The organism is Pseudomonas sp. H3_A02 (assembly GCF_054671965.1).
Genome location: NZ_CP162807.1, coordinates 2,650,156 through 2,673,804, shown reverse-complemented (window position 1 = coordinate 2,673,804; position 23,649 = coordinate 2,650,156). Strand labels below are relative to the sequence as shown.

Genomic DNA, 23,649 nt, shown 5'->3' with positions numbered 1-23,649 from the left:
AAGCTCAAGATTCAGGCCAAAACGCCCGAATCCCCGCCACACCCTGCGCCCCGGCTTCCCAAGCTTTTTGCCGTTCGCCGGGCCCTACCCCACCCAACAGATAGACCGGCCGGTTGAAGCCCTCGATCAACCGCGTCGCCTCTTCCCAGCCCAACGGCTGCGCATCGGGATGGGTCTGGGTCGGCTGCACCGGCGAAAGCGTCACGAAATCCACGTCCATCTGCTGCGCCAGGGACAGTTCCTCGGCGTTATGGCAGGAGGCCGCCAGCCAGCGGTCCTTGCCGAACGGTCGACCGGCCGCAGCATGCTTGCGCAGTTGCGCGGCGGTAATGTGCCAACCAGCGGAAGGAAAATCCCCCAGCCATTCGAACGGCCCCTTGAGCATCAGTTGGGCCTTGCCGGCACACAACCCCGCCGCATCCACCGCCAGGTCGCGGTATTGCGGGTCGTAGCCGTTGGGGGCACGGAGCTGGACCAACTTGATCCCGCCAGCAATCGCCTTCTGCATGCCGCGCAGCAAGGCCGGCGTCTCAAGGCCTTCAGGGGTAATCAGGTATTCACCCGGCAAACGGGCCGCGGCGACGATCGGCTGATTGGCCGCCGGAAACTCATGGTTCGTCAGGTCGCGGGCCGTCACCCAGGCCAACGGCTGCCCTTCGGCGCCGTGGGGCTCGCCGGTGAACGCCGAGACTTCCCAGACATCCAGCAACACCTGTTTGTCCGGGTAATCGTGACGCACCTTGATCAACGGCCGGGCGGCATCGACGACAATGCCCAGCTCTTCATGAAGTTCGCGGGCCAGGGCGGTTTCGACGGATTCGTCGGCCTCGACCTTGCCGCCAGGAAATTCCCACAAGCCGCCCTGGTGCTGGGTATCGGCCCGTCGGGCGATCAGGATTTTACCGGCGGCATCGCGAATGACCGCTGCCGCCACATGGACTCGTTTCACCGCGCAGTATCCTCCAGGCCAGCCTGTTGCCACGCCTTGAACGCTGGCCATTGATATAGGGTTTCGACGTAGGCCGCATCGACTTCCGGCAGCTCTATTTGATAGGTACGCAAGCGCACGGCAACAGGAGCAAAAAAAGCATCGGCCAGGCTCAGGGTACCGAACAGATAAGGACCGGTTTCGGAGGCCGCCGCACGGCACTCCGCCCATAGCGCCAGCATCCGCTGGATTTCCGCCTGCACGTCAGATGGCATCGGCGACAGCGGCGCATCGTGCAGCAGATCCATGGGCATGTGGTTACGGAGGGCGAAAAAACCGCTGTGCATTTGCGCACAGGCCGAGCGCGCCTGGGCCCGGGCAGCCACATCCTTGGGCCAGAGATTGGCCTCGGGAAACTGTTCGGCCAGATATTCGGCAATCGCCAGGGAATCGGCGATCACGCCGAAGTCGGTCTTGAGCAACGGGACCTTGGCCGTGGCCGAATACTTGAGCAGCTTTTCGCGGGTGTCGGGCTGGTCGAGCCTGACCAGCTCTTCGGTGTACTTCGCGCCGGTCAGCGCCAGGGCCAACGCGCCGCGCAGGGACCAGGAGGATAGATCTTTATCGCCGATGATCAGGTGCAGGCTCATGTGGATTCCTTTCTTATGGTTCTGAGGTGGCTGTACTGGCGCCATCGCGAGCAAGCTCGCTCCCACAGGGTATCGGTGGTGTGAACACTTTCTCAGTCACCCCGCAAATCCCTGTGGGAGCGAGCTTGCTCGCGATGGCAACAACTCGGTCCCGAACGGTTTAAGTCCGGTACTCAGCGTTGATCTTGACGTACTCGTGGGACAGATCAGTGGTCCAGATGGTTTCGCTGCAATCACCCCGTCCCAACTCGATACGAATGGTGATCTCTTCCTGCTGCATCACCGCTGCCCCTTGGGCTTCGGTGTAGGTCGAAGCACGGGCACCTTGGCTGGCGATACAGACTTCACCGAGGAACACGTCGATCTTGCTCACGTCCAGCTCCGGTACGCCAGCCCGGCCGACGGCGGCAAGGATACGGCCCCAGTTCGGATCGGAGGCGAACAGCGCGGTCTTGATCAGCGGCGAGTGGGCCACGGTGTAGCCGACATCCAGGCATTCCTGATGGTTGCCACCACCGTTAACCTGCACGGTCACGAACTTGGTCGCGCCTTCACCATCACGGACGATGGCCTGGGCCACTTCCATGCACACTTCGAATACCGCCTGCTTCAAGGCGGCGAACACCGGGCCGCTGGCCTCGGTGATCTCCGGCAGGTTGGCCTGGCCGGTGGCGATCAGCATGCAGCAGTCGTTGGTGGAGGTGTCGCCATCGATGGTGATGCGGTTGAACGACTTGTTGGCGCCGTCGAGCATCAGGTCTTGCAGCACCTGGCGCGAGACTTTGGCGTCGGTGGCGATGTAGCCGAGCATGGTCGCCATGTTTGGGCGGATCATGCCGGCGCCTTTGCTGATGCCGGTGACAGTGATGGTCACGCCATCATGCTCGAACTGGCGGCTCGCGCCCTTGGGCAAGGTGTCGGTGGTCATGATGCCGGTGGCGGCCGCGGCCCAGTTGTTTTCCGAGAGATCATCGAGGGCGGCTTGCAGTGCGCCTTCGATCTTCTCGACCGGCAGCGGTTCGCCGATCACACCGGTGGAATACGGCAGCACTTGGCTGGCGTCGATGCCGGTCAATTCCGCCAGCTTGGCGCAGGTGCGCTCGGCGGCGGCCAAACCAGGCGCGCCGGTGCCGGCGTTGGCGTTACCGGTGTTGGTCAGCAGGTAACGTACCGGCCCCTGCACGCGTTGCTTGGCCAGGATGACCGGCGCGGCACAGAAGGCGTTGAGGGTGAACACACCCGCCACCGTCGAACCTTCGGCGCAACGCATGACCACGACGTCCTTGCGCCCGGGGCGCTTGATGCCCGCCGAGGCAATACCGAGTTCAAAACCGGCAACCGGGTGCAACGTTGGCAACGGACCAAGACCAACAGCCATGAATGCGCTCCTAAATTAGATGTCTATCGACGCCGTCCTTATCGAGACGGCGAATCAAAATGGCAAAACGCCGCGACGGATAAAATCCGGTCGCGGCGTGGGTCGTTCAGCGTTGAAACGGGTTTATTGGATCTGCCCGTGGCAATGCTTGTATTTCTTGCCCGAACCGCAATAGCACAGTTCGTTACGGCCCAGCTTCTGCTCGTTGCGCACCGGTGCGGTCGCCAGGGCGACATCCACATCGACGCCCTCTTCGGCGACCACTTCCAGGCCAGGGGCTTCGGCGTGTTCGAACTGCATGCGCGCGGCCAGGGCTTCGGCTTCCTGGCGCAGGCGTGCTTCTTCTTCGGCCGGGTCTTCGCGGCGAACCTGAACGTGGGACAACACACGGATCGAGTCGCGCTTGATCGAGTCGAGCAACTCGGAGAACAGCGTGTAGGACTCGCGCTTGTACTCCTGCTTCGGGTTCTTCTGGGCGTAGCCACGCAAATGGATACCGTGGCGCAGGTGATCCATGGTCGACAGGTGGTCTTTCCACAAATCGTCCAGTACCCGCAGCACAATCTGCTTCTCGAAGGAGCGCAGTGCTTCGGCGCCCGCCTGGTCTTCCTTCTCGTTGTAGGCAGCGATCAGCTCGGCCAGCAGTTTTTCGCGCAGGGTTTCTTCGTACAGGTGATCGTCTTCGTCGAGCCATTGCTGGATCGGCAAGGCCACGCCGAAGTCGCTCTGCAAGGCGGCTTCCAGGCCAGCGACATCCCACTGTTCCGGCAGCGACTGCGGCGGGATGTGAGCGCTGACGGTTGCGTTGAGCACGTCCTGGCGGAAATCGGCGATGGTTTCGCCAATGTTGTCGGCGGCCAACAAACTGTTACGCATGTGATAGATCACTTTACGCTGTTCGTTGTTGACGTCGTCGAACTCGAGCAATTGCTTGCGGATATCGAAGTTGCGTCCTTCGACCTTGCGCTGGGCCTTCTCGATGGCGTTGGTCACCATGCGGTGCTCGATCGCCTCGCCGGGCTGCATGCCCAGGGCCTTCATGAAGTTCTTCACCCGGTCAGAGGCGAAGATGCGCATCAGGCTGTCTTCCAGGGACAGGTAGAAACGGCTGGAACCGGCGTCACCCTGGCGACCGGCACGGCCACGCAGTTGGTTGTCGATACGACGCGATTCGTGACGCTCGGACGCGATCACCTGCAAACCGCCGGACTCGAGCACCTGCTGGTGACGCTTCTGCCAGTCGGCCTTGATCTGCGCGATCTGCTCGGGGGTCGGGTTTTCCAGGCTGGCGACTTCCACTTCCCAGTTGCCGCCCAGCAGGATGTCGGTACCACGGCCCGCCATGTTGGTGGCGATGGTCAGCGCACCCGGGCGACCGGCCTGGGCGATGATCTCGGCTTCCTTCTCGTGGAACTTGGCGTTGAGGACCTTGTGCTCGATGCCTTCCTTTTCGAGCAGGGCGGACATGTGCTCGGAGGTCTCGATGGTGGCGGTCCCCACCAGGATCGGACGGCCCTGGGCCATGCCTTCCTTGATGTCGTTGATGATCGCCGCGTACTTCTCTTCGGCGGTCAGGAACACCAGGTCGTTGTAGTCCTTGCGAGCCAGCGGCTTGTTCGGCGGAATCACCACCACTTGCAGGCCGTAGATCTGGTGGAATTCGAACGCTTCGGTGTCCGCGGTACCGGTCATGCCGGACAGCTTGTTGTACAGGCGGAAATAGTTCTGGAAGGTGGTCGAGGCCAGGGTCTGGCTCTCGGCCTGGATGTTCAGGCCTTCCTTGGCTTCGATGGCCTGGTGCAGGCCTTCGGACAGGCGACGACCCGGCATGGTACGGCCGGTGTGTTCGTCCACCAGCACGACCTGGCCGTCCTGCACGATGTATTCGACATTGCGATTGAACAGCTTGTGGGCACGCAAGCCGGCATAGACGTGGGTCAGCAAGCCCAGGTTGTGGGCCGAGTACAGGCTCTCGCCTTCGGCCAGCAAACCAACGCGGGTGAGCATTTCCTCGACGAACTGGTGACCGGCCTCGTTGAGTTCGACCTGGCGGGTCTTCTCGTCGACCGAGTAGTGCCCGGCCTGGGTCACTTCGCCTTCGACTTCCTCGACGTGCAACTTGAGCTGCGGGATCAGTTTGTTGATCTCGATGTACAGCTTGGAGCTGTCCTCGGCCTGACCGGAGATGATCAGCGGGGTACGGGCTTCGTCGATGAGGATGGAGTCGACTTCGTCGATCACGGCAAAGTTGAGTTCACGCTGGAATTTTTCTTCCATGCTGAACGCCATGTTGTCGCGCAGGTAGTCGAACCCGAATTCGTTGTTGGTGCCGTAGGTGATGTCGGCAGCGTAGGCGGCGCGCTTCTCTTCCGGCGGCTGGAACGGCGTGACGACGCCGACGGTCAGGCCGAGGAATTCGTAGAGCGGGCGCATCCAGTTGGCGTCGCGGCGGGCCAGGTAGTCGTTGACCGTCACCACGTGCACGCCCTTGCCGGACAGTGCGTTGAGGTACACGCCCAGGGTCGCCACGAGGGTCTTGCCCTCGCCGGTACGCATTTCGGCGATCTTGCCTTCGTGCAAGGTCATGCCGCCGATCAACTGAACGTCGAAGTGGCGCATGCCCATGATCCGCTTGCCGGCTTCACGGGCAACCGCAAAGGCTTCGGGCAGGAGCTGGTCAAGGGTTTCCCCCTTGGCGATGCGGTCCTTGAATTCGGCAGTCTTGGCGCGTAACTGATCGTCCGAAAGGGCCACCATTTGCTCTTCGAAGGCATTGACAGTCTGTACCGTCTTGAGCATGCGCTTGACTTCACGCTCGTTCTTGCTTCCAAAAAGTTTCTTTAACAAAGGCGCAAACATATCGGCAGGATCTTCCACACTAAAGGGATGGAGGGCGGCCCCATGAGTCGCCCGTGCAGCCCTCATGGCCGCATGCGAACGAGCATTCTACCCGGAAACGATGGAGAGGAAAGTGGCGTTATTCCACGATGCTGGCACAGCGCTGTGACGGGGCCACCCTAAAATAAGGGCTTTTGCGCGAACTTCAACCCACAAAGCGCAGAAGTTACTCACTGATTGTGTAGCCAAAAGCCGCTGGGCGAGAGGGTCGAAGCGCATCCGGCGCTTTCTGCTACCATGGCGCCTCTGTCACTTGCGGTATTCATTCATGGCCTTCCGCCCTCTTCCAGCCAAGGCACCCGCCGTTCTGCTGCGCGAAGCCAAGCCGCTGAAAGCCATCTTTGGCCACGCCAGACGCCTGGGTCACCTGCAACGCCTGCTGGACAGCCAGCTGCAACCGGCCGCGCGCGAGCATTGTCACGTGGCGTCCTGGCGCGAAGGCAGTTTGTTGCTGATCGTCACCGACGGCCACTGGGCCACGCGTTTGCGTTACCAGCAAAAGCGCCTGCTGCGTCAATTGCAGGCGTTCGAAGAGTTCGCCAACCTGACGCGGATCCTGTTCAAGGTACAACCGCCCACCGTCCAGGTCGGCGCCAAAGGACATACGCTGGATTTGTCCACCGACGCCGCGGCGACCATCCAGGCCACGGCGGACGGCATCACCGATCCCAACCTGCGGGCGGCGCTGGAGCGGTTGGCGGCACATGCGCGGCCCAAGGGTTGAGATTTTCGGCGCCTGTTAGATAGTTATCGCGAGCAAGCTCGCTCCCACAGGGGATCTGCGGCGGACACTTATTTTGTGCACAACGCCAATCCCTTGTGGGAGCGAGCTTGCTCGCGATAGCGGCAGATCAACCGGCACATGCTTCGCCTGCTAAACCGCCTTCGCGAGCAAGCCCGCTCCCACAGTAGATTTCTGCCGGGCGCAACATGTGTGCCTGCCGCAGATCCATTGTGGGAGCGGGCTTGCTCGCGAAAGGGGCGACTCGGTCCTGGCTATCGGCGCCGCTTACTGCCCCCCAGCAACGACCCCATCAACCCGCGCACCAATTGCCGGCCCAATTGATTCGCCGCCTGGCGCATCGCCGATTTAAGCGCCTGGCCGGCTGCCGTGCCGAGGAACTCGCCGGCCTTTTCGGTGAAACTCGGTTCTTCGGCCGTGGGCTTGCCCGGTACCGCTTCGGCCTGGGGCTCCAACCCCTTGCGCCCCATCAGCACTTCATAGGCCGATTCACGATCAATGGGTTTGTCGTAGCGCCCTTGCAGCGACGAACTGTTGATCAAGCCGGCGCGCTCGGTCTCGGTCAGCGGCCCGATGCGCGATTGTGGCGGAGCCACCAACACCCGCTGGACCATTTCCGGCGTGCCTTTTTCCTGCAAGGTGCCCACCAAGGCCTCACCAATGCCCAGTTCAGTGAGCACCGCCAAAGCATCGAACTGCGGGTTGGGCCGGAAACCGTCGGCCACCGCCCGCAGGGATTTCTGTTCCTTGGCCGTAAAGGCCCGCAACCCGTGCTGGATGCGCAACCCCAACTGCGCCAGCACATCGTCCGGCAAGTCGCCCGGCGACTGGGTCACGAAATACACCCCCACGCCCTTGGAGCGGATCAGCCGCACCACTTGCTCCAAGCGTTCCTGCAAGGCCTTGGGCGTACCGGCAAAGAGCAAGTGTGCCTCATCGAAGAACAGCGCCAGCAGCGGTTTGTCCGCATCGCCGCGCTCGGGCAATTGCTCGAACAGCTCGGCCAGCAGCCACAGCAGGAACGTCGCATAGACCTTCGGCGCTTCGTGGACCAGGCGGCTGGCGTCGAGCAAGTGGATGCGGCCACGGCCATCGCTGGCCGGTTGCAGGATGTCTTCGAGTTGCAAGGCTGGTTCCCCGAACAACGCGTCCGCGCCCTGCTGTTCCAGGGTGGACAGGCGCCGCAGCAGCGCCTGGCTGGAGCCGGTGGTCATCAGCGCCGCGTCGTCCCCCAGCAACTCGGGGTTGTCCTTGAGATGATTGAGCAGCGCTTTCAGGTCCTTGAGGTCCAGCAGCAACAGGCCCTCGCGGTCGGCCACCTTGAACGCGGCGTAGAGCGCCGACTGCTGGCTGTCCGTTAGCTCCAGCAGACTGCCGATCAACAACGGGCCCATTTCACTCAAAGTGGTGCGCAGCGGATGACCGGACTGACCGTGGATATCCCACAAGGTCACCGGATAAGCCTGGGGCTTGTGGTTGAGCCAGGGCATGCCAGCGATGCGCTCGGCGATCTTGCCCTGGGGGTTGCCGGCCGCGCCCAGGCCGCACAGGTCACCCTTGATGTCCGCCGCGAACACCGCCACGCCGGCATCGCTGAACATTTCCGCCAGGCGCTGCAAGGTGACGGTCTTACCGGTACCGGTGGCGCCCGCCACCAGACCATGACGGTTCGCCAGGCGCATGGCCTGGGCGATGGGCTGGCCGCTGAGGTCCGCGCCGATAACGAGTTGCGATGAGTCAGGCATGTGGTCACCCGTGGTGTTTGCGATATGACGCCATTTTGCACGCTTATATAAAAGCATGCCTGGCGCGTTAAGGCCCTGGCGTCAGGAAATAATAGTCTGCGCCTGGGCTGGCCCTATCGCGAGCAAGCTCGCTCCCACATTGGATCTGTGCCCGACCCAAATCCCTGTGGGGGCGAGCTTGCTCGCGATAAGGCCCCGTCAAACCCAGCAATACCCACTGGCAACGCTCCCGCCCCACAACCCCAACCGAACATCTATTCTTACTAAAGGTCAACACAGGAGAACACAGACCGGAGGGACGTTCATCGTGCATATAGCGGACATAACCATGTTCTACGCCCCCGCCAGCGGAGGCGTGCGCACTTATCTGGATGCCAAGCACCGGCGCCTGGGCGATCGGCCCGGCATTCGCCACAGCCTGTTGATCCCGGGCGCGCATTTGAGCGAGCACGACGGCATCTACAAGGTTCCAGCCCCGGCGCTGCCGTTCGGCAAGGGCTATCGTTTCCCCCTTCGCCTGGCGCCGTGGCGCAACGTCCTGCGCGATCTGCAACCGGATCTGATCGAGGTCGGTGATCCGTACCTCACCGCCTGGGCCGCATTGGATGCCCGCCGTCAGCTCGACGTGCCCGTCATCGGTTTCTATCACTCCGACCTGCCGCTGCTGGTGAGCAACCGCATGGGCAACTGGTTCACTCCCAACATCGAAGCCTATGTCAGCAAGTTGTACGGCAATTTCGACCGGGTCCTGGCGCCAAGCCAGGTCATGGCCGACAAACTGACCGGGCTGGGAGTCAAGAACGTCTTCGTGCAACCGTTGGGCGTCGACCTGCAAACCTTCACCCCCGCCGCCCGCGACCCGGAACTGCGGGCCGAACTGGGTATCGCCGAAGACACGCGCCTGCTGATTTTCGCCGGTCGTGGTTCCAAGGAAAAAAACCTGCCGGTGTTGCTCAAGTGCATGAAACGCCTGGGCGAACGCTATCACCTGTTGTTGGTGGGCTCGTCGATGCCCGCCGTAGTCCCGGACAACGTCACGGTGGTCGACGAATTCTGCCCGGCGCCGCAAGTTGCCCGGCTCATGGCCAGCGCCGATGCCCTGCTGCACGCCGGCGACCAGGAAACCTTCGGCCTGGTGATCCTCGAAGCCATGGCCAGCGGTATTCCCGTGGTGGCGGTGGCGGCCGGGGCTTTCACCGAAATCGTCCATGAGGACTGTGGCCTGCTGTGCACACCCAACAATCCCCAGGCCATGGCCAATGCCGTGCGGCAACTGTTTGCCGAAGGCTGCCAGCGCCGGGGCCTGCTGGCGCGCCGGCATGTGGAGCGTCATTACGCCTGGGACACCGTGGTCAACAGCTTGCTGGGGCATTACTACGCCGTGCTCGGCGAACAAATGCCGTTGCTGGCCAATGGGTGAGGCGAGGTCCGTGTCGATGAATCATTCGCCCAGTGTCCTGTTTCGCAAATACGTTTCTTTCTTGGCGAGTGGCTGTTGTCGTCAGGCAAGGCGCCGCGACGAGTCATAGCCCGCTATAGCGAGGAGCGGCAACGCAGCATGACGACAACAGACACCGTCAAAAAGGAACAGTATTTGTGATACAGGACACTAGCGTGCTCTTGGTGCTGCATGACGTGGCACCGCAAACCTGGCCCGACTACCAGCCCTTCGTCGAAGCCGTGGATGCCCTCGGCCAGGTGCCGATGACCTGGCTGGTGGTACCGGACTTTCACCGCACCAATGCGCTGGAGGCTCATCCCGGCTTTCGCCGCCTGCTCGACAGCCGGGTCGAGCGCGGCGACGAACTGGTGTTGCATGGTTACTACCATTGCGACGACGGCCCTGCCGCCCGCCACCCCAAGGATTGGTTCATGCGCCGGGTCTATACCCATGAGGGCGAGTTCTACCACCTGTCCGAGGCCGCCGCCCTCGCCCGCCTGCGCGCCGGGATCGAAACCTTTGAGCGTTACCGCTGGCCGTTGGAAGGTTTCGTCGCTCCGGCCTGGCTGATGAGCGAAGGCACGCGCCGGGCCTTGCGCCAGTTGCCGCTGAGCTACACCAGCGATACCCAACACCTCTATCGCCTGCCCGACTTCACCGCCATCGACGCGCCAGGGCTGGTCTGGAGTGCCCGCAGTGCCTGGCGCCGTGGCCTGTCTAAAGTCATCAGCGACCAGCGTGAACAGCGCTGGCGCCAAGCCCCGGTGATTCGCCTGGGCCTGCACCCGGTGGACATGCGCCACGGGTTTTCCCGCAACTATTGGCTGCGTACCCTCGAACGCTTGCTCAACGACGGTCGCGTGCCGATGACCAAGGTCGGCTGGCTGGCGACCCAGGGGCTGCGGGCCCGCAGCGCCGCATGAAACGGCTGATCTGGCTGGGCGTCGCCTTGCTCACGGCGCTGTTGGTGCCGTTGCTGGTCGGTGGCGGGGAAATGTGGTCGCGGGTGCAGCGCTTTCCCCTGCCACTGCTGCTGACCATGCTAGGCATGATCGTGCTGTGCTGGGGTTTGAATTCCGTGCGCTTGCGCCTGTTACTGGGTGAATACCGTGGGCGCATCGGCCGATGGAAAAGCATGGGCGTGGTGATGTCCACCGAGTTCGCCATGTGTGCGACACCCGGTGGCAGTGGTGGCCCGCTGACGCTGATGGCCCTGCTGGCGCGCAACGGCGTACGCCCAGCCCATGGCAGCGCGGTGTTTGCCATGGATCAACTGAGCGACTTGCTGTTCTTCCTCTGCGCCTTGGTGGGCATTCTGTTCTACGCGCTGTTCCAGAACCTCAGCCAGCGCCTGGAATGGATGCTGGCGTTGAGCGCGATTTCATTGTTTAGCGGGCTGTGCGGCTGCGTGCTGGTGGCCCGTTATCACCGCCGGCTGATCCTGCTGGGCGCTCGTGTGCTGCGGCACTTACGGGTAAAGACCGCCACTCGCCAACGCTGGGGCCGCAAGATCCTGAACTTCCTCGCGGCGTTCACCGACACGTTGAAACTGCCGCGACAGACGCTGTTCCAAGTCTTCGGCCTGACCTGCCTGCATTGGGCGCTACGCTACAGCGTGTTGTACCTGGCCTTGAAGGGGCTGGGGGCGGATTTGCAGTGGGCCTGGAGTTTCCTGATCCAGATGCTGTCCTTGAGCGCGGGACAGTTCAGCCTGCTGCCGGGCGGTGCCGGGGCGGCCGAATTGACCTCGGCGGCGCTGTTGGCCCCCATGGTGGGCAAGTCCACCGCAGCGGCGGCGATCCTGATCTGGCGGGCGGTGACCTATTACTTTTACCTGGTGGCCGGCGGGCCGGTGTTCTTTCTGATGGTCGGGCGGCCATTGATCAAGAAGCTGGTCCGGCTCAGGCAGGCCTGACCGGTCACGGCGCCTGTTCGGGCTCGTCCTGGGGATGCAGTTGCTCCCACAATTGTGCGGCATCGGGAAACTCGGTGCCGTCCTCCGGGCTCAACGCGTCGGGGTCATAGCGGCTCAGACAGCCCTCGCCCAGGGTGGCTGGCGCCTTGGAGGTGGCTTTGTCCAATGGATCGGTCATGGCGCGTTCCTCCCTTTGAGGTTGCATGTACCGTGGCGAGGGAGCTTGCTCCCGCTCGGCTGCGCAGCAGTCGTAAAGCCTGCCTACTCCATTCTCCCGATACACAGTGTGGAATGGTTTTGGGGCTGCTTCGCAGCCCAGCGGGAGCAAGCTCCCTCGCCACAGGGACATCGTTGTTCTTTGTAAACAAAAAGGCCTGGCGATCGCTCGTCCAGGCCTTTTGAAGTGTAGTCAGAAAACCACGGTCTTGTTGCCATGCACCAGCACCCGGTCTTCCAGGTGATAACGCAGGCCTCGGGCCAACACCATCTTCTCTACGTCACGGCCGAAACGCACCATGTCTTCGATGCTGTCGCTGTGGCTGACACGCACCACGTCCTGCTCGATGATCGGGCCGGCATCCAGCTCTTCGGTCACGTAGTGACAGGTGGCGCCAATCAGCTTCACACCGCGCATCGACGCCTGGTGGTACGGCTTGGCCCCGACGAACGATGGCAGGAAACTGTGGTGGATGTTGATGACCTTATGGGCGTATTCGCTGCACAAGGCCGGTGGCAGGATCTGCATGTAGCGGGCCAGCACCACCACCTCGGCGTCGTGGTGCTTGACCAGCCGCGAGACTTCGGCGAACGCCGGGTGCTTGTCCTGCGGGTTGACCGGTACGTGGTAATACGGGATGCCGTGCCATTCCACCATGCTGCGCAAATCATCATGGTTGGAAATCACACAGGCGATGTCGCAATCGAGCTCATCGCTGTGCCAGCGGTGCAACAGGTCAGCCAGGCAATGAGACTCGCGGCTGGCCATCAGCACCACGCGTTTTTTCTGCGCGGTGTCGGTGATGCGCCAGTCCATCGAGAACTCTTCGGCAATGGGTGCGAACGCTTCACGAAAGGCTTCAATGCCGAAGGGCAGCGAGTCGGCACGAATCTCGTGACGCATGAAAAACCAACCGCTTTGATTGTCCGAGTGATGGCTCGCTTCGGTGATCCAGCCGTTATGGGACGCCAGAAAGTTACTGACTTTAGCAACGATGCCGACGCGGTCCGGGCAAGCAATCACCAGACGAAAAGTGCGCATTAGGGAAACTCCAGAACTTCGCAAAGGCGGCCATTCTAGCCATTGCGCGGCAAAACTGCAGTATCGATGACACGCCGAATCACGGGGGACAGCCCAGGCCATGGCCTGCGAAGCCCGGGAAGGCGGGTTATATGAGGGACAGATGTGAAAACATCTGTCGCGGTATTTAACTGCAAGAGGCATTTTTGTGGTGCAGCACTAATTAATTAAATAAAACATCGGTTAAATGTTTACTTGATGAAACTGTCTGATTACTATTGCCGCACTGTCTCCTTGTCACCCGCGTCCTACATAAGGTAGTCCACATGTCCTTGATCAATGAATACCGCGCCACAGAAGAAGCCATCAAAGAACTGCAAGCTCGCCTGAAAAACCTGTCGCAAGACGACAAACTGCAAACCGAGCTGGAATTCGAAGGCAAACTGCGCACGCTGATGGGCGAATACTCCAAGTCGCTGCGTGACATCATTGCCCTGCTGGATCCAGAAGCCAAGTCGAGCAAAGCGCCACGTGGCGCTGTCAAAACTACTGGCACCAAGCGCGCTCGCAAAGTTAAGCAATACAAGAACCCGCACAACGGCGAAGTCATCGAAACCAAAGGTGGCAACCACAAGACTCTGAAAGAGTGGAAAGCCAAGTGGGGCGGTGACGTGGTAGAAGGTTGGGCAACCCTGCTGGGCTAAGCCCGCCGCGGCGCAAGCTTCTTTGCGAACAAAAAACGCCAGTGATGACTGGCGTTTTTTTATGCCTGTTATCTTTTCATCTCATTGCGATTCCAGGCTTAAACGTTTGCGCAATTGCTGGCTGTAGCCCTGCCACTGCGCGAGTACTTCTTGCTGCATTGGCGTAGACAGGGCCATCCACTCTCCCATCGCCTCGTCAAAACTTTGCAGGGTATTAGGCGCTCCCCATTCCGGGGCGGCCAGACGTTGTTGACAGAAAATTCTCCAACGCCCCTGCTCTTCGGGATTCAAGGTCTCTGGAAAGTTGCGTGCACGATATCGGAACAATAGTTCCGGCAGACGCTCATCATCGAAAGGCCAGTGCTCTTGAGCCAACTGCGCCGGATCCGCCAGGCGCACTTGTTCACATAAACGCCGATCACGATCGCCCAAGAAGCCCGCGTATAACTGTTGCTCGGGATCCTCGCTGGCGGTGAAATCCTCACGGCCATAAATAGCCTGAAGTTTATCCTGCCAAACTTTCTGTGCGTCAGTTAGCCGCAATGCACGCTGTTGATAGCTTTCCATGTCCAGTGCCAGCCGCTGCTGGTCCTCGACGCGCAGTACCGACAACGGCGCGACCACCGGGCATTTGTTGATGTGGATAAGCTTGAGCGGCACCGGCAACTCACCTTCGAGCAGTTCTTCACGGCGAGTATATAAACGCTGGCGCAGGGTTTCGGCATCGTGATCCAACAAGCCCTGGGGGTCCAGGTGCAGATCGCAGACAATCAGGGCGTTGCGGTTTTTCGGGTGCCAGGCCAGCGGCAATACCACGCCGATGTAGTTGCGCGCCGCCGAGAAGCGACCGGAAATATGCACCATCGGCTGCAACAGGCGGATCTGGTCCATCACCTTCTGTTTGCTGCGTAGCTGGAACAACCAGTCGTAGAGCCGGGGTTGCCGCTGACGGATCAGACGGGCCAGGGCGATGGTTGCGCGCACGTCCGACAACGCATCGTGGGCCTGGCCATGATCGATGCCATTGGCGGCGGTCAGGCGTTCGAGCTTGAGGGTGACGCGTCCATCCTCTTGCGGCCAGACAATGCCTTGCGGGCGCAGCGCATAGGCCGCGCGCACCAGGTCGATCAAGTCCCAGCGACTGTTGCCGCCCTGCCATTCCCGCGCGTACGGGTCGAAGAAATTCCGATAGAGGCTGTAGCGAGTCATTTCATCGTCGAAGCGCAGCGTGTTGTAGCCGGCGCCACAGGTACCGGTCGCGGCCAACTGCGCGTGGACGCGGGTCATGAAATCGGCTTCGCTCAAGCCTTTTTCGGCCAGGCACGTCGGGGTGATGCCGGTAATCGCACAGGCTGCCGGATGCGGCAGGATGTCATCGCTGGGGCGGCAATACAGGTTCACCGGTTCGTCGATTTCATTGAGCTCGAAATCGGTACGGATACCCGCCACCTGCAATGGCCGGTCGCAACGCGGGTTGATGCCGGTGGTTTCGTAGTCGTACCAGAAGATGGAAGTCACGGGTTGTTCCTGAACTGAAGACTGGCGAAGTCTAGGCGCTTGAACCTGCCTGCGACCAGCAGTGCTGTAACTTTTGAATGCCAGCACGGGCGCCACCCCCCATCCAGTGGGAGCGAGCTTGCTCGCGATAGCGGTGACTCAGCTTGCATCAATGCTGAATGTTCCGACGCCTTCGCGGGCAAGCCCGCTCCCACAATGGTTTTTCGGGCGATTGCAGGATTTGTATTCACCCTAAATCCCCTGTGGGAGCGGGCTTGCTCGCGAAAGCGGTGACTCAGTTTGCATCAATGCTGGATGTTCCGACGCCTTCGCGGGCAAGCCCGCTCCCACAATGGTTTTTCGGGCGATTGCAGGATTTGTATTCACCCTAAATCCCCTGTGGGAGCGAGCTTGCTCGCGAAAGCGGTGACTCAGCTTGCATCAATGCTGGATGTTCCGACGCCTTCGCGGGCAAGCCCGCTCCCACAATGGTTTTTCGGGCGATTGCAGGATTTGTATTCACCCTAAATCCCCTGTGGGAGCGAGCTTGCTCGCGAAAGCGGTGACTCAGCTTGCATCAATGCTGGATGTTCCGACGCCTTCGCGGGCAAGCCCGCTCCCACAGTTGAACGCCGGTGCTCACGGCTGCGATGTTCAATCCCACAAGATGATGCAGACAGTGTTCGCCCTCTCAATCCTGTTGCAAACCATGAAATGCCCCACACTGTTCTATCGTTTGCCCGCGCGAAGACTGCTAGCATCTGGGCCGAGATTGAACATTCGGTCTGGCCCATCACAGGTTGCCCATGCTCGAGACACCAGCACTGCAAAGGAACGCGACGCTGCCCGCGCCCCTGGACACGCGTTATCAGGTGGAAACGCCGGAGGGCATCGACCTGCCGCTGCGTCCGGCGGGGTTGATGCCGCGTGCAATCGCCTTCGCCATCGATTTGGGCATACGCGGGTTGGTCCTGGGTGTTTTTTTCCTGGTCCTGGCGTTTTTCGGCGAGCTGGGGCTCGGCCTGGGCTCCATCCTGCTGTTTGTCGTCAGCTGGTGGTACATGGTGTTGTTCGAGGTACTCAACCAGGGGCGCTCTCCCGGCAAGCAGATCATGGGGCTGCGCGTGGTGCAGGACGATGGCCGGCCCATCGGCTGGTCGGCATCGTTGATCCGCAACCTGCTGCGTTTCGTCGACATGCTGCCCTTCGGCTACACCTTCGGCGCCATCTGCTGCCTGCAGCATCCGGCGTTCAAGCGCCTAGGCGACCTCGCTGCCGGCACGCTGGTGGTGTATCGCGAACAACCGGTCAAACGCCCCGCATTGCCCATGGCCTCGCCAATACGCACGCCTTTCCCCCTGAACCTGCATGAGCAACGCGCCGTGCTGGGCTTCGCCGAACGCCAGGCAGAATTGTCCCTGGCGCGGGTCAACGAACTGGCGGCGATCCTGGCCGCACCACTGAACGTCCAGGGGCCGAACGCCACCGCCGAACTCAATGGCATCGCCCGCGGCCTGCTGGGGCCGACATGAAGCAAAGCCTGTTCGAAAGTCGCCACCAAGGAGAATGGGAGCACCTGTCCCGGCAACTCGATCAATTGGAACGCAGCCGCAACGTGCCCCAGAGCGGTGACTTCCCCGCCGCCTACCGACGCCTTTGCCATCACCTGGCGCTGGCCCAGGCCCGGGGCTACAGCAGCTTGCTGGTCGACACCCTGCAACAACTGGCGCTGCGCGGCCACCAGCAACTCTACCGGGATCGCAGCCGCCCCTCGGCCAGCCTTTCGACCTTTATCCTGGTCGGTTTCCCTCGCCTGGTACGTGAACAATGGCGCTTCGTGCTGGCCGCCAGCCTGATGTTCCTGGGCAGCCTGGTGGGCATCGGGCTGCTGGTCTACCTGTTCCCGGAACTGGTCTACAGCGTGCTGGGCGCCGACGAAATCAGCCAGATCCGCAGCATGTATGACCCGGCCTCCGGGCACTTGGGGCGTTCGGTCGAACGGGCCGCCAGCGAGGACTGGGTCATGTTCGGCTACTACATCATGCACAACATCGGCATTGCCTTTCAGACGTTCGCCAGTGGCTTGATGTTTGGGCTGGGCAGCGCGTTCTTCCTGTTTTTCAATGGCCTGACCATTGGCGCGGTGGCCGGGCACCTGACCCAGATCGGCTCCGGGGGAACGTTCTGGTCGTTCGTGATCGGCCACGGTGCCTTTGAACTCACCGCCATCGTCCTGGCCGGTGCCGCGGGCCTGCAACTGGGCTGGGCCTTGATCGCCCCGGGGCGCCTGACCCGGGGCGAGGCCTTGCGGCTTGCGGCGGGTAAAAGCGTGCTGATGATCGGCGGGGTGATGCTGTTCCTGCTCATTGCCGCGTTCATCGAGGCCTACTGGTCCTCCAGCGCGGTGACACCCGCCACCAAATACACGGTGGGCGCCTTGCTGTGGCTGTTGGTCATCAGCTATCTGTCGCTTGCCGGACGGGTCCGCCATGCGCCTGAGTGATGCCACCGTCGTCATCCGTCCACGCACCACCTGGGAAGCCATGGACCTTGGCATATTGATGAGCCAGCAGCATCGACGCCTGCTAATGACCAGTTGGGCGATCATCACGCTGCCGGTGTACCTGTTGCTGACCCTGCTGCTGTGGGATTCACCGTCCCTGGTGGTGATGCTGTTCTGGTGGTTGAAACCGGCCTTTGACCGTTTGCCCCTCTACATTCTGTCCAAGGCGCTGTTTGGCGAAACCCCCACCTTGAGGCAGGCCCTGCGCCAATGGCCGGCGCTGCTCAAGCCCCAGTTGCTGGCCAGCCTGACCTGGCGCCGGCTGAGCCTGAGCCGCAGCTTCCTGCTGCCGGTGGTGCAACTCGAAGGGCTCGCCGGTGAGGCGCGGGCGCAACGCATACAGGTGTTGCTGCAACGCAACCGCGGCGCGGCGCAATGGTTGACCATTATCGGTATGCACCTGGAAACCGCCCTGTGGTTCGGCCTGATGGCCCTGTTCTACCTGTTCGTGCCGCAACAAGTCGAACTGCAATGGGACTGGGAAATGCTGGTGTCAGCGGCCGAGCAGGACTGGTTGTGGTTCGAGCACCTGGTCAACTTCCTCTACCCGCTGCTGCTGATCTTGTGGGAGCCGGTGTACGTCGCCTGCGGCTTTAGCCTCTACCTGAACCGGCGCACGATCCTCGAGGCGTGGGACATCGAGCTGGTGTTCCGGCGCCTGCGCCAACGCCTGAGCGGCGTGGCCCCGGCATTGTTGCTGCTGGCCTTGGTAATGTTGCCATTGGCGCCCCCGGCGTTTGCCGCTGAGGACAACAGCGGCCCCGACAGCCCGCGGCTGCTCAACCAGCCCCTTACCAGCGAAGCTTCCCGGGACAGCATCAAGGCGATCCTCGACGCCCCGCCATTCAAGAACCCCGAGACCGTCACCCGTTATCGTTTCGGTGAAGAAACCGCCGAATCCGCCGACGAAACCGAGGCCAAACCGAGCTGGCTCAAAGCGCTGTTCAAATGGCTCGGCGGCCAACGCTTCGACATCGCCGCCGCGCTGATCCAGGTCGCGCTGTGGGCCTGCCTGGTGGGTGCGATCGTCTGGCTGGCCTGGCACTACCGGGAACGGCTCAAAGCCCTGGTCAATCGCCGACCGACGCAACGCCTGCCCGTGGAACGCGCAGCGCCGGCCCACATGTTCGGCCTGGATATTCGTGAAGAAAGCCTGCCGACCGACGTCGCCGCCAGCGTCGAACAGCTGTGGGCCACGCAACCCCGTGAAGCCTTGGGCCTGCTGTACCGGGCACTGCTCAGCCGGTTGCACCATGACTTCAAGATCCCCTTGAAACCGTCCGACACCGAAGGCCAGGTGCTGCAACGCGTCGAACAGCTCAAACAGGACAACCTGCTGGGCTTCAGCCAAAGCCTGACCGTGCATTGGCAGAACATTGCCTATGGGCATCGCCCACCGCCGACCCACCTGCAACAGGAACTGTGTGACGGCTGGCGCGGGCTGTTCGGGCCGGGAGCATCTCGATGAGCCGGCACGCGGGGTGGCTGATCGGCGCCGTGCTGGCCGCCGTGGTGTGCGTATTCGGTTTTTATCTCTACAGCAAGGCCGTGCCTTATGAGGAGGTCGTCGAACACGGCCCCTCCCCGCAAGCCCAGGCCAACCCTTACCTGGCCGCCGAACTGTTCCTGCGCCAGCGGGGGATCAACGTCGAGCACGCCAACAGCCTGGAAGTGCTGCCCACACTGGAGCCACGCCAGCACAGCCTGCTGTTGCTGGGCGAGCGCACCCACATGACGCCACGGGAAGTCGAACAGTTGATGAACTGGACCCGGGCCGGCGGACGCCTGGTCTTTGTGGCCGAAGCCTTGTGGGACAAGAGCACCGGCAGCAGCGGCGACCTGCTGCTCGACCGCGTGCGCCTGCGCCAACTCCTGAGCGAAGACCTCAAGGAGCCCGCGCCCGAACTGATCAAGGACCGTTACCCGGAACTGACCAAGCTCTACCTGGAAGACGAAGAGGCGCCAGCGTATGCCGGCTTCGACACCGACTTCCACCTAGAAGACCCGCACAACCTGGCCCAGGCCTGGGCCAACAGCGCGGCCTCGACCCACATGATGCAATTGAACCTTGGCCTGGGCTCGATCACCGTGATCACCGACGCCGAGCTGTGGAAGAACGACGCCATCGACCAGTACGACAACGCCTGGCTGCTCTGGTATTTGAGCGCCGACACGGACGTCACCCTGCTGTTCAACACCGACCACGACACCCTGCTGACCCTGTTGCTGCGCTATTTCCCCCAGGCGCTGGTGGCACTGCTGGCCTTGGTTGCCCTGTGGTTCTGGCGTTCGGCGGTGCGCCACGGCCCGCTGCAACCCCCGGCCTCCCAGGCGCGGCGTCAGTTGGAAGAACACGTGCAGGCCAGCGCCGGTTTCCACCTGCGCCACAACGGCCAGCAGCACCTGTTGCACGCCTTGCAACAAGACGTGCTGCGCCGGGCACGCCATCTTCACCCAGGCTTCGAACAACTGGCCGTCGCCGAACAATGGCAGGTACTCGCCCGCCTGACCCGGCAACCCACACGGGCCATCAGCCAGGCCTTGAGCCCACGGCCGAAACAGCGGATGTCCAGCGCCGAGTTCTGCCGCCAGGTCGCCCATTTGCAAACCCTCAGGAATGCCTTATGACTGAACAGAACGAACCTACCGACGGCCAGGCTCACGCCGCCCAACAGCGCCAGCGCGCCAGTCAGTTGGCCCAGGCCATCCGCACCGAGCTGCGCAAGGCGGTGGTCGGCCAGGCCAGCGTGATCGACGATGTGCTCACGGCGCTGATCGCCGGCGGCCACGTGCTGCTCGAAGGCGTTCCCGGGCTGGGCAAGACTTTGCTGGTGCGGGCCCTGGCCCGCTGTTTCAACGGCGAGTTCGCACGCATCCAGTTCACCCCCGACCTGATGCCCAGCGACGTCACCGGGCACGCGGTGTATGACTTGCAGACCGAGCAGTTCAAGTTGCGCAAGGGGCCGGTGTTCACCAACCTGCTGCTGGCCGACGAGATCAACCGCGCACCGGCCAAGACCCAGGCCGCACTGCTCGAAGCCATGCAGGAGCGCCAGGTCACCCTCGAAGGCCGTGCCCTGCCCATCAGCCAGCCGTTCATGGTGCTCGCCACCCAGAACCCCATCGAACAGGAAGGCACCTACCCGCTGCCGGAAGCCGAGCTCGACCGCTTCATGCTCAAGGTGCGCATGGACTACCCGGACGCCGACCAGGAGCTGGACATGGTGCGCCAGGTCAGCCGCTCGACCCGCGCCGACATGCTCGACGTGCAACCGCTGCGCATGGTGCTGCAGGCCAAGGACGTGCAAGCGTTGCAACGCATCGCCAGCGACCTGCCGATGGACGACCAGGTGCTCGACTACGCCGTGCGCCTGGCTCGCACCACCCGCAGTTGGCCGGGCTTGACCCTCGGCGCCGGGCCTCGCGCGTCGATTGCACTGGTCCGTTGCGCCCGGGCGCGGGCGTTGTTGCGCGGCGGCGAGTTCGTGGTGCCGGACGACATCAAGGGCTGCGCCCTGGCCGTGCTGCGCCATCGCGTACGCCTGGCGCCGGAACTGGACATCGAAGGGCTGTCGGTGGACCAGGTGCTGGGGCAACTGCTCGATCAAGTGCCGGCGCCGCGGTTGTGAATAACACCAGCATGATAAGGGGATTTATGTGGGAGCAAGGCTTGCCCGCGATGGAAGCGACGCGGTCTCGCAGAAATCGAGGTGCCTGTTTCGCGAGCAAGCTTTGCTCCCACATGAGTCCCCTCTGCACAAAAGCTCGCTCTGCATTTCTTCCAAAGGGCATGCACCGATGAAACCCTCCCGCCTGCTGCTGACCTGGCTCGCCCTGTTGCTGGCCGTGAGTATCGTGCTCGGTGCACTGCGGGCATTGGGTATCGCGGTGCCATCGACGCTGCTGTCGATCAACTGGGGGTTACTGCTGGCCTTGCTGGCCCTGGCACTGCTCGACGCGGTGCGCGTCAGGCGCCTGCCCTCGCCCCGGGTGCAACGGCAGATGCCCGGGAGCCTGGCCCTGGGCCGCTGGAGTGACGTGCGGTTGGACATCAGCCATGACGTTGCCCAACCGTTGCACGTGCAGCTTTTCGATCATGTACCCGATGGCCTGGACTTCGAAAACCTGCCGCTGTCGGTCGAGCTGCAACCCGGCCAGCGCAGCCAGGTCGGCTACCGCCTGCGCCCGCTCAAGCGCGGTCACTTCACTTTCACCCTGTGCGAAACCAACCTGCCAAGCCCACTGGGCCTGTGGACCGACAAGCGCCTGCTGGACGCCGTCGACCACACCCGCGTCTACCCGGATTTCGCCCGGCTCTACGACGGTCAACTGCTGGCGGTAGACAATTGGCTCAGCCAGCTCGGCATTCGCCAGCGTCAACGCCGCGGCCAGGGACAGGAATTCCATCAACTGCGCGAATTTCGCGAGGGCGACAGTCTGCGCCAGATCGACTGGAAGGCCACGGCCCGCCATCGCACGCCGATTGCCCGGGAATACGAAGACGAGCGCGACCAGCAGATCATTTTCATGCTCGACTGCGGCCGGCGCATGCGCAGCCAGGACGGCGAGCTGGCGCATTTCGACCACGCCCTCAACGCGTGCCTGCTGCTCAGCTACACAGCCCTGCGCCAGGGCGATGCCGTGGGCCTGAGCACCTTCGCCAGCGAACAGTCGCGCTACCTCGCCCCAGTCAAAGGCACCGGCCAGCTCAACGTGCTGCTCAACACCGTGTACGACCTCGACAGCAGCCAACGCCCCGCCGACTACCAGGCGGCCGTCACCGAGCTATTGGCCCGGCAAAAGCGCCGGGCCCTGGTAGTGCTGGTGACCAACCTGCGGGATGAGGACGACGCGGACCTGCTCGCGGCCGTGAAACGGCTGGGGCAACAACATCGGGTGCTGGTGGCCAGCCTGCGGGAAGAAGCCCTTGATCGGTTGCGCCAGGCACCGGTGCAAACCCTGCCGCAGGCCTTGGCCTATTGCGGGACGGTGGACTATTTGAATGCCCGGGCCGAGCTGCACAAGCAGCTGGCGGCCCACGGCGTCCCGGCCCTGGATTCACGCCCCAGTGAGTTGGGCGCGGACCTGGTGACCCAATACCTGGCCTGGAAAAAGGCCGGGACGGCCTAGGTCCTACAGCGAGCCAGCAAAAGTCCGGCTGACTACAGCGCCTTGCGCAACGGACTACAGATCCGCCAGAATCCGCCGGCTTGTGCGCTTTGACGTCGCCCCGTAACTTGATTCGCGTCGCTGATATCCAGCGATCGGGTTTAGTCGCCCGGGCAGTAGTAGCGTGTGCACAAGCGTCATCCAGTCAGGCCTCCCTATCCCTGCACTTGATGGTGACTGTACGCAGGGCGCTCTCGGGCGCGCCGGTTTTGCTACTCCTCCCGGTCGACTAACCTGCGTACAGCCGCCACCCCCTTCGTTTAGTCGCGAAAAAGTGACGGCTCCATTTCTAAAGGAGCAGTAAATGATCAAGCCGACCCCAAATCCACCCCACGAAACCCTCGACCCCGAAAAGCTCGACGAAGCCGCTCAAAGAGCCCTCGACTACTACCTCAAGCCCAACCACGGCCAACCCGATAAAAAACCATACAAACAACCGGACTACTTCATCGTCGCCCCCGACGCCGACCCCGAAGGCATGCTCGCGCACACTTACGAAACCTTCTGCTCGGTGAGCACGCTGATCCTGGATTTATCGGAAGACCTCGAAGGCGCCCCACGCAACCTGGCCCTGGCGATTCACCAGATGGGCGAGATGGGGGTGTTGTTGCTGGAGAAGATGCTGGATAACGAAACGAGGGTTCAGCGCTGAAGGCCGAATGATCTGTAAGAAATGGGATAAATGACAACCCTGTGGGAGCGAGCTTGCTCGCGATAGCGGTGGGTCAGCTTGCAGCAATGCTGAATCTACCGCCGCCATCGCGAGCAAGCTCGCTCCCACA

General features: G+C 62.3%; 20 protein-coding genes. 12 read left to right on the top strand and 8 right to left on the bottom strand.

Annotated elements, in window-relative coordinates; translation table 11 throughout:
• Positions 1-4 precede the first annotated feature (4 nt).
• The 4 genes from AB4N80_RS11725 to secA all read right to left on the bottom strand — a co-directional run bounded on the left by AB4N80_RS11725 (position 5) and on the right by secA (position 5,815).
• Positions 5-949, bottom strand: a complete 945-nt coding sequence (locus AB4N80_RS11725; protein WP_122569396.1) for a Nudix family hydrolase — start codon at positions 947-949, stop codon at positions 5-7.
• Entirely contained in the window at positions 946-1,578 is a 633-nt protein-coding gene (locus tag AB4N80_RS11720; RefSeq protein WP_122569397.1) for a glutathione S-transferase family protein, read from the bottom strand. Before AB4N80_RS11720 ends, AB4N80_RS11725 begins: the two co-directional genes overlap by 4 nt.
• A gap of 160 nt (positions 1,579-1,738) precedes the next feature.
• On the bottom strand, positions 1,739-2,956 hold the full coding sequence (argJ, locus tag AB4N80_RS11715) for a bifunctional glutamate N-acetyltransferase/amino-acid acetyltransferase ArgJ (RefSeq protein ID WP_122569398.1): 1,218 nt from the start codon (positions 2,954-2,956) through the stop codon (positions 1,739-1,741).
• A 123-nt stretch (positions 2,957-3,079) separates the two neighbouring features.
• Positions 3,080-5,815 (bottom strand): preprotein translocase subunit SecA, encoded by a 2,736-nt coding sequence (secA, locus tag AB4N80_RS11710; protein ID WP_122569399.1) that lies wholly within the window; start codon positions 5,813-5,815, stop codon positions 3,080-3,082.
• A 307-nt stretch (positions 5,816-6,122) separates the two neighbouring features.
• On the opposite strand from secA, the gene AB4N80_RS11705 reads away from it, so the two are divergent.
• Complete coding sequence (locus tag AB4N80_RS11705; RefSeq protein ID WP_064107032.1) at positions 6,123-6,578, top strand: DUF721 domain-containing protein; 456 nt, start codon at positions 6,123-6,125, stop codon at positions 6,576-6,578.
• A 272-nt stretch (positions 6,579-6,850) separates the two neighbouring features.
• Here the strand turns inward: AB4N80_RS11705 and AB4N80_RS11700 are convergent, their stop codons facing one another.
• Positions 6,851-8,341 (bottom strand): helicase HerA-like domain-containing protein, encoded by a 1,491-nt coding sequence (locus tag AB4N80_RS11700; RefSeq protein WP_122569400.1) that lies wholly within the window; start codon positions 8,339-8,341, stop codon positions 6,851-6,853.
• 328 nt (positions 8,342-8,669) lie between these two features.
• Here AB4N80_RS11700 and AB4N80_RS11695 point away from each other — a divergent pair, with 328 nt between their 5' ends.
• The 3 genes from AB4N80_RS11695 to AB4N80_RS11685 all read left to right on the top strand — a co-directional run bounded on the left by AB4N80_RS11695 (position 8,670) and on the right by AB4N80_RS11685 (position 11,697).
• Positions 8,670-9,761: a glycosyltransferase family 4 protein gene (locus tag AB4N80_RS11695; RefSeq protein ID WP_122569401.1), complete on the top strand. Its 1,092-nt coding sequence runs from the start codon at positions 8,670-8,672 to the stop codon at positions 9,759-9,761.
• 179 nt (positions 9,762-9,940) lie between these two features.
• On the top strand, positions 9,941-10,705 hold the full coding sequence (locus AB4N80_RS11690; RefSeq protein WP_122569407.1) for a DUF2334 domain-containing protein: 765 nt from the start codon (positions 9,941-9,943) through the stop codon (positions 10,703-10,705).
• On the top strand, positions 10,702-11,697 hold the full coding sequence (locus AB4N80_RS11685; protein ID WP_122569402.1) for a lysylphosphatidylglycerol synthase transmembrane domain-containing protein: 996 nt from the start codon (positions 10,702-10,704) through the stop codon (positions 11,695-11,697). The genes AB4N80_RS11690 and AB4N80_RS11685 overlap by 4 nt, the downstream gene beginning before the upstream one ends.
• Before the next feature lie 4 nt (positions 11,698-11,701).
• Here AB4N80_RS11685 and AB4N80_RS11680 read toward each other — a convergent pair whose 3' ends face one another.
• Both AB4N80_RS11680 and purU read right to left on the bottom strand, forming a co-directional pair.
• Positions 11,702-11,875 carry a hypothetical protein gene (locus AB4N80_RS11680; RefSeq protein ID WP_163006898.1) on the bottom strand — a complete coding sequence of 58 codons (174 nt, stop codon included), beginning with the start codon at positions 11,873-11,875 and terminating at the stop codon, positions 11,702-11,704.
• 231 nt (positions 11,876-12,106) lie between these two features.
• The gene (purU, locus tag AB4N80_RS11675) at positions 12,107-12,955 is read right to left on the bottom strand and encodes a formyltetrahydrofolate deformylase (protein ID WP_122569403.1); all 849 of its coding nucleotides are present in this window, start codon (positions 12,953-12,955) and stop codon (positions 12,107-12,109) included.
• A gap of 305 nt (positions 12,956-13,260) precedes the next feature.
• Here purU and mvaT point away from each other — a divergent pair, with 305 nt between their 5' ends.
• Positions 13,261-13,638: a histone-like nucleoid-structuring protein MvaT gene (gene mvaT / locus AB4N80_RS11670; protein ID WP_003205091.1), complete on the top strand. Its 378-nt coding sequence runs from the start codon at positions 13,261-13,263 to the stop codon at positions 13,636-13,638.
• A gap of 81 nt (positions 13,639-13,719) precedes the next feature.
• Here the strand turns inward: mvaT and sbcB are convergent, their stop codons facing one another.
• Positions 13,720-15,156 (bottom strand): exodeoxyribonuclease I, encoded by a 1,437-nt coding sequence (sbcB, locus tag AB4N80_RS11665; RefSeq protein ID WP_122569404.1) that lies wholly within the window; start codon positions 15,154-15,156, stop codon positions 13,720-13,722.
• 785 nt (positions 15,157-15,941) lie between these two features.
• Here sbcB and AB4N80_RS11660 point away from each other — a divergent pair.
• The 7 genes from AB4N80_RS11660 (at position 15,942) to AB4N80_RS11630 (ending at position 23,519) form a co-directional block, all read left to right on the top strand.
• Positions 15,942-16,667, top strand: a complete 726-nt coding sequence (locus AB4N80_RS11660) for an RDD family protein (RefSeq protein ID WP_122567096.1) — start codon at positions 15,942-15,944, stop codon at positions 16,665-16,667.
• Positions 16,664-17,638, top strand: coding sequence for a stage II sporulation protein M (locus tag AB4N80_RS11655; RefSeq protein ID WP_305491015.1), 975 nt, complete (start codon positions 16,664-16,666; stop codon positions 17,636-17,638). Before AB4N80_RS11660 ends, AB4N80_RS11655 begins: the two co-directional genes overlap by 4 nt.
• Positions 17,625-19,166 (top strand): DUF4129 domain-containing protein, encoded by a 1,542-nt coding sequence (locus AB4N80_RS11650; protein WP_460082086.1) that lies wholly within the window; start codon positions 17,625-17,627, stop codon positions 19,164-19,166. Before AB4N80_RS11655 ends, AB4N80_RS11650 begins: the two co-directional genes overlap by 14 nt.
• Positions 19,163-20,326 carry a DUF4350 domain-containing protein gene (locus AB4N80_RS11645; RefSeq protein ID WP_460082083.1) on the top strand — a complete coding sequence of 388 codons (1,164 nt, stop codon included), beginning with the start codon at positions 19,163-19,165 and terminating at the stop codon, positions 20,324-20,326. Before AB4N80_RS11650 ends, AB4N80_RS11645 begins: the two co-directional genes overlap by 4 nt.
• The gene (locus tag AB4N80_RS11640; protein WP_092332372.1) at positions 20,323-21,327 is read left to right on the top strand and encodes an AAA family ATPase; all 1,005 of its coding nucleotides are present in this window, start codon (positions 20,323-20,325) and stop codon (positions 21,325-21,327) included. Before AB4N80_RS11645 ends, AB4N80_RS11640 begins: the two co-directional genes overlap by 4 nt.
• Before the next feature lie 169 nt (positions 21,328-21,496).
• The gene (locus AB4N80_RS11635; protein WP_122567099.1) at positions 21,497-22,828 is read left to right on the top strand and encodes a DUF58 domain-containing protein; all 1,332 of its coding nucleotides are present in this window, start codon (positions 21,497-21,499) and stop codon (positions 22,826-22,828) included.
• A gap of 343 nt (positions 22,829-23,171) precedes the next feature.
• A complete protein-coding gene (locus tag AB4N80_RS11630; protein WP_305468267.1) occupies positions 23,172-23,519 on the top strand; it encodes a DUF6124 family protein in 348 nt (115 codons plus the stop codon).
• Positions 23,520-23,649 lie beyond the last annotated feature (130 nt).

What these genes read in the sequence shown, in the direction of transcription:
- AB4N80_RS11720 (WP_122569397.1), bottom strand. Translation starts at nt 1,578, where the DNA reads ATGAGCCTGCACCTGATCATCGGCGATAAAGATCTATCCTCCTGGTCC.
- argJ (WP_122569398.1), bottom strand. Translation starts at nt 2,956, where the DNA reads ATGGCTGTTGGTCTTGGTCCGTTGCCAACGTTGCACCCGGTTGCCGGT.
- secA (WP_122569399.1), bottom strand. Translation starts at nt 5,815, where the DNA reads ATGTTTGCGCCTTTGTTAAAGAAACTTTTTGGAAGCAAGAACGAGCGT.
- AB4N80_RS11705 (WP_064107032.1), top strand. Translation starts at nt 6,123, where the DNA reads ATGGCCTTCCGCCCTCTTCCAGCCAAGGCACCCGCCGTTCTGCTGCGC.
- AB4N80_RS11700 (WP_122569400.1), bottom strand. Translation starts at nt 8,341, where the DNA reads ATGCCTGACTCATCGCAACTCGTTATCGGCGCGGACCTCAGCGGCCAG.
- AB4N80_RS11695 (WP_122569401.1), top strand. Translation starts at nt 8,670, where the DNA reads ATGTTCTACGCCCCCGCCAGCGGAGGCGTGCGCACTTATCTGGATGCC.
- AB4N80_RS11685 (WP_122569402.1), top strand. Translation starts at nt 10,702, where the DNA reads ATGAAACGGCTGATCTGGCTGGGCGTCGCCTTGCTCACGGCGCTGTTG.
- AB4N80_RS11680 (WP_163006898.1), bottom strand. Translation starts at nt 11,875, where the DNA reads ATGACCGATCCATTGGACAAAGCCACCTCCAAGGCGCCAGCCACCCTG.
- purU (WP_122569403.1), bottom strand. Translation starts at nt 12,955, where the DNA reads ATGCGCACTTTTCGTCTGGTGATTGCTTGCCCGGACCGCGTCGGCATC.
- mvaT (WP_003205091.1), top strand. Translation starts at nt 13,261, where the DNA reads ATGTCCTTGATCAATGAATACCGCGCCACAGAAGAAGCCATCAAAGAA.
- AB4N80_RS11660 (WP_122567096.1), top strand. Translation starts at nt 15,942, where the DNA reads ATGCTCGAGACACCAGCACTGCAAAGGAACGCGACGCTGCCCGCGCCC.
- AB4N80_RS11655 (WP_305491015.1), top strand. Translation starts at nt 16,664, where the DNA reads ATGAAGCAAAGCCTGTTCGAAAGTCGCCACCAAGGAGAATGGGAGCAC.
- AB4N80_RS11650 (WP_460082086.1), top strand. Translation starts at nt 17,625, where the DNA reads ATGCGCCTGAGTGATGCCACCGTCGTCATCCGTCCACGCACCACCTGG.
- AB4N80_RS11645 (WP_460082083.1), top strand. Translation starts at nt 19,163, where the DNA reads ATGAGCCGGCACGCGGGGTGGCTGATCGGCGCCGTGCTGGCCGCCGTG.
- AB4N80_RS11640 (WP_092332372.1), top strand. Translation starts at nt 20,323, where the DNA reads ATGACTGAACAGAACGAACCTACCGACGGCCAGGCTCACGCCGCCCAA.
- AB4N80_RS11635 (WP_122567099.1), top strand. Translation starts at nt 21,497, where the DNA reads ATGAAACCCTCCCGCCTGCTGCTGACCTGGCTCGCCCTGTTGCTGGCC.
- AB4N80_RS11630 (WP_305468267.1), top strand. Translation starts at nt 23,172, where the DNA reads ATGATCAAGCCGACCCCAAATCCACCCCACGAAACCCTCGACCCCGAA.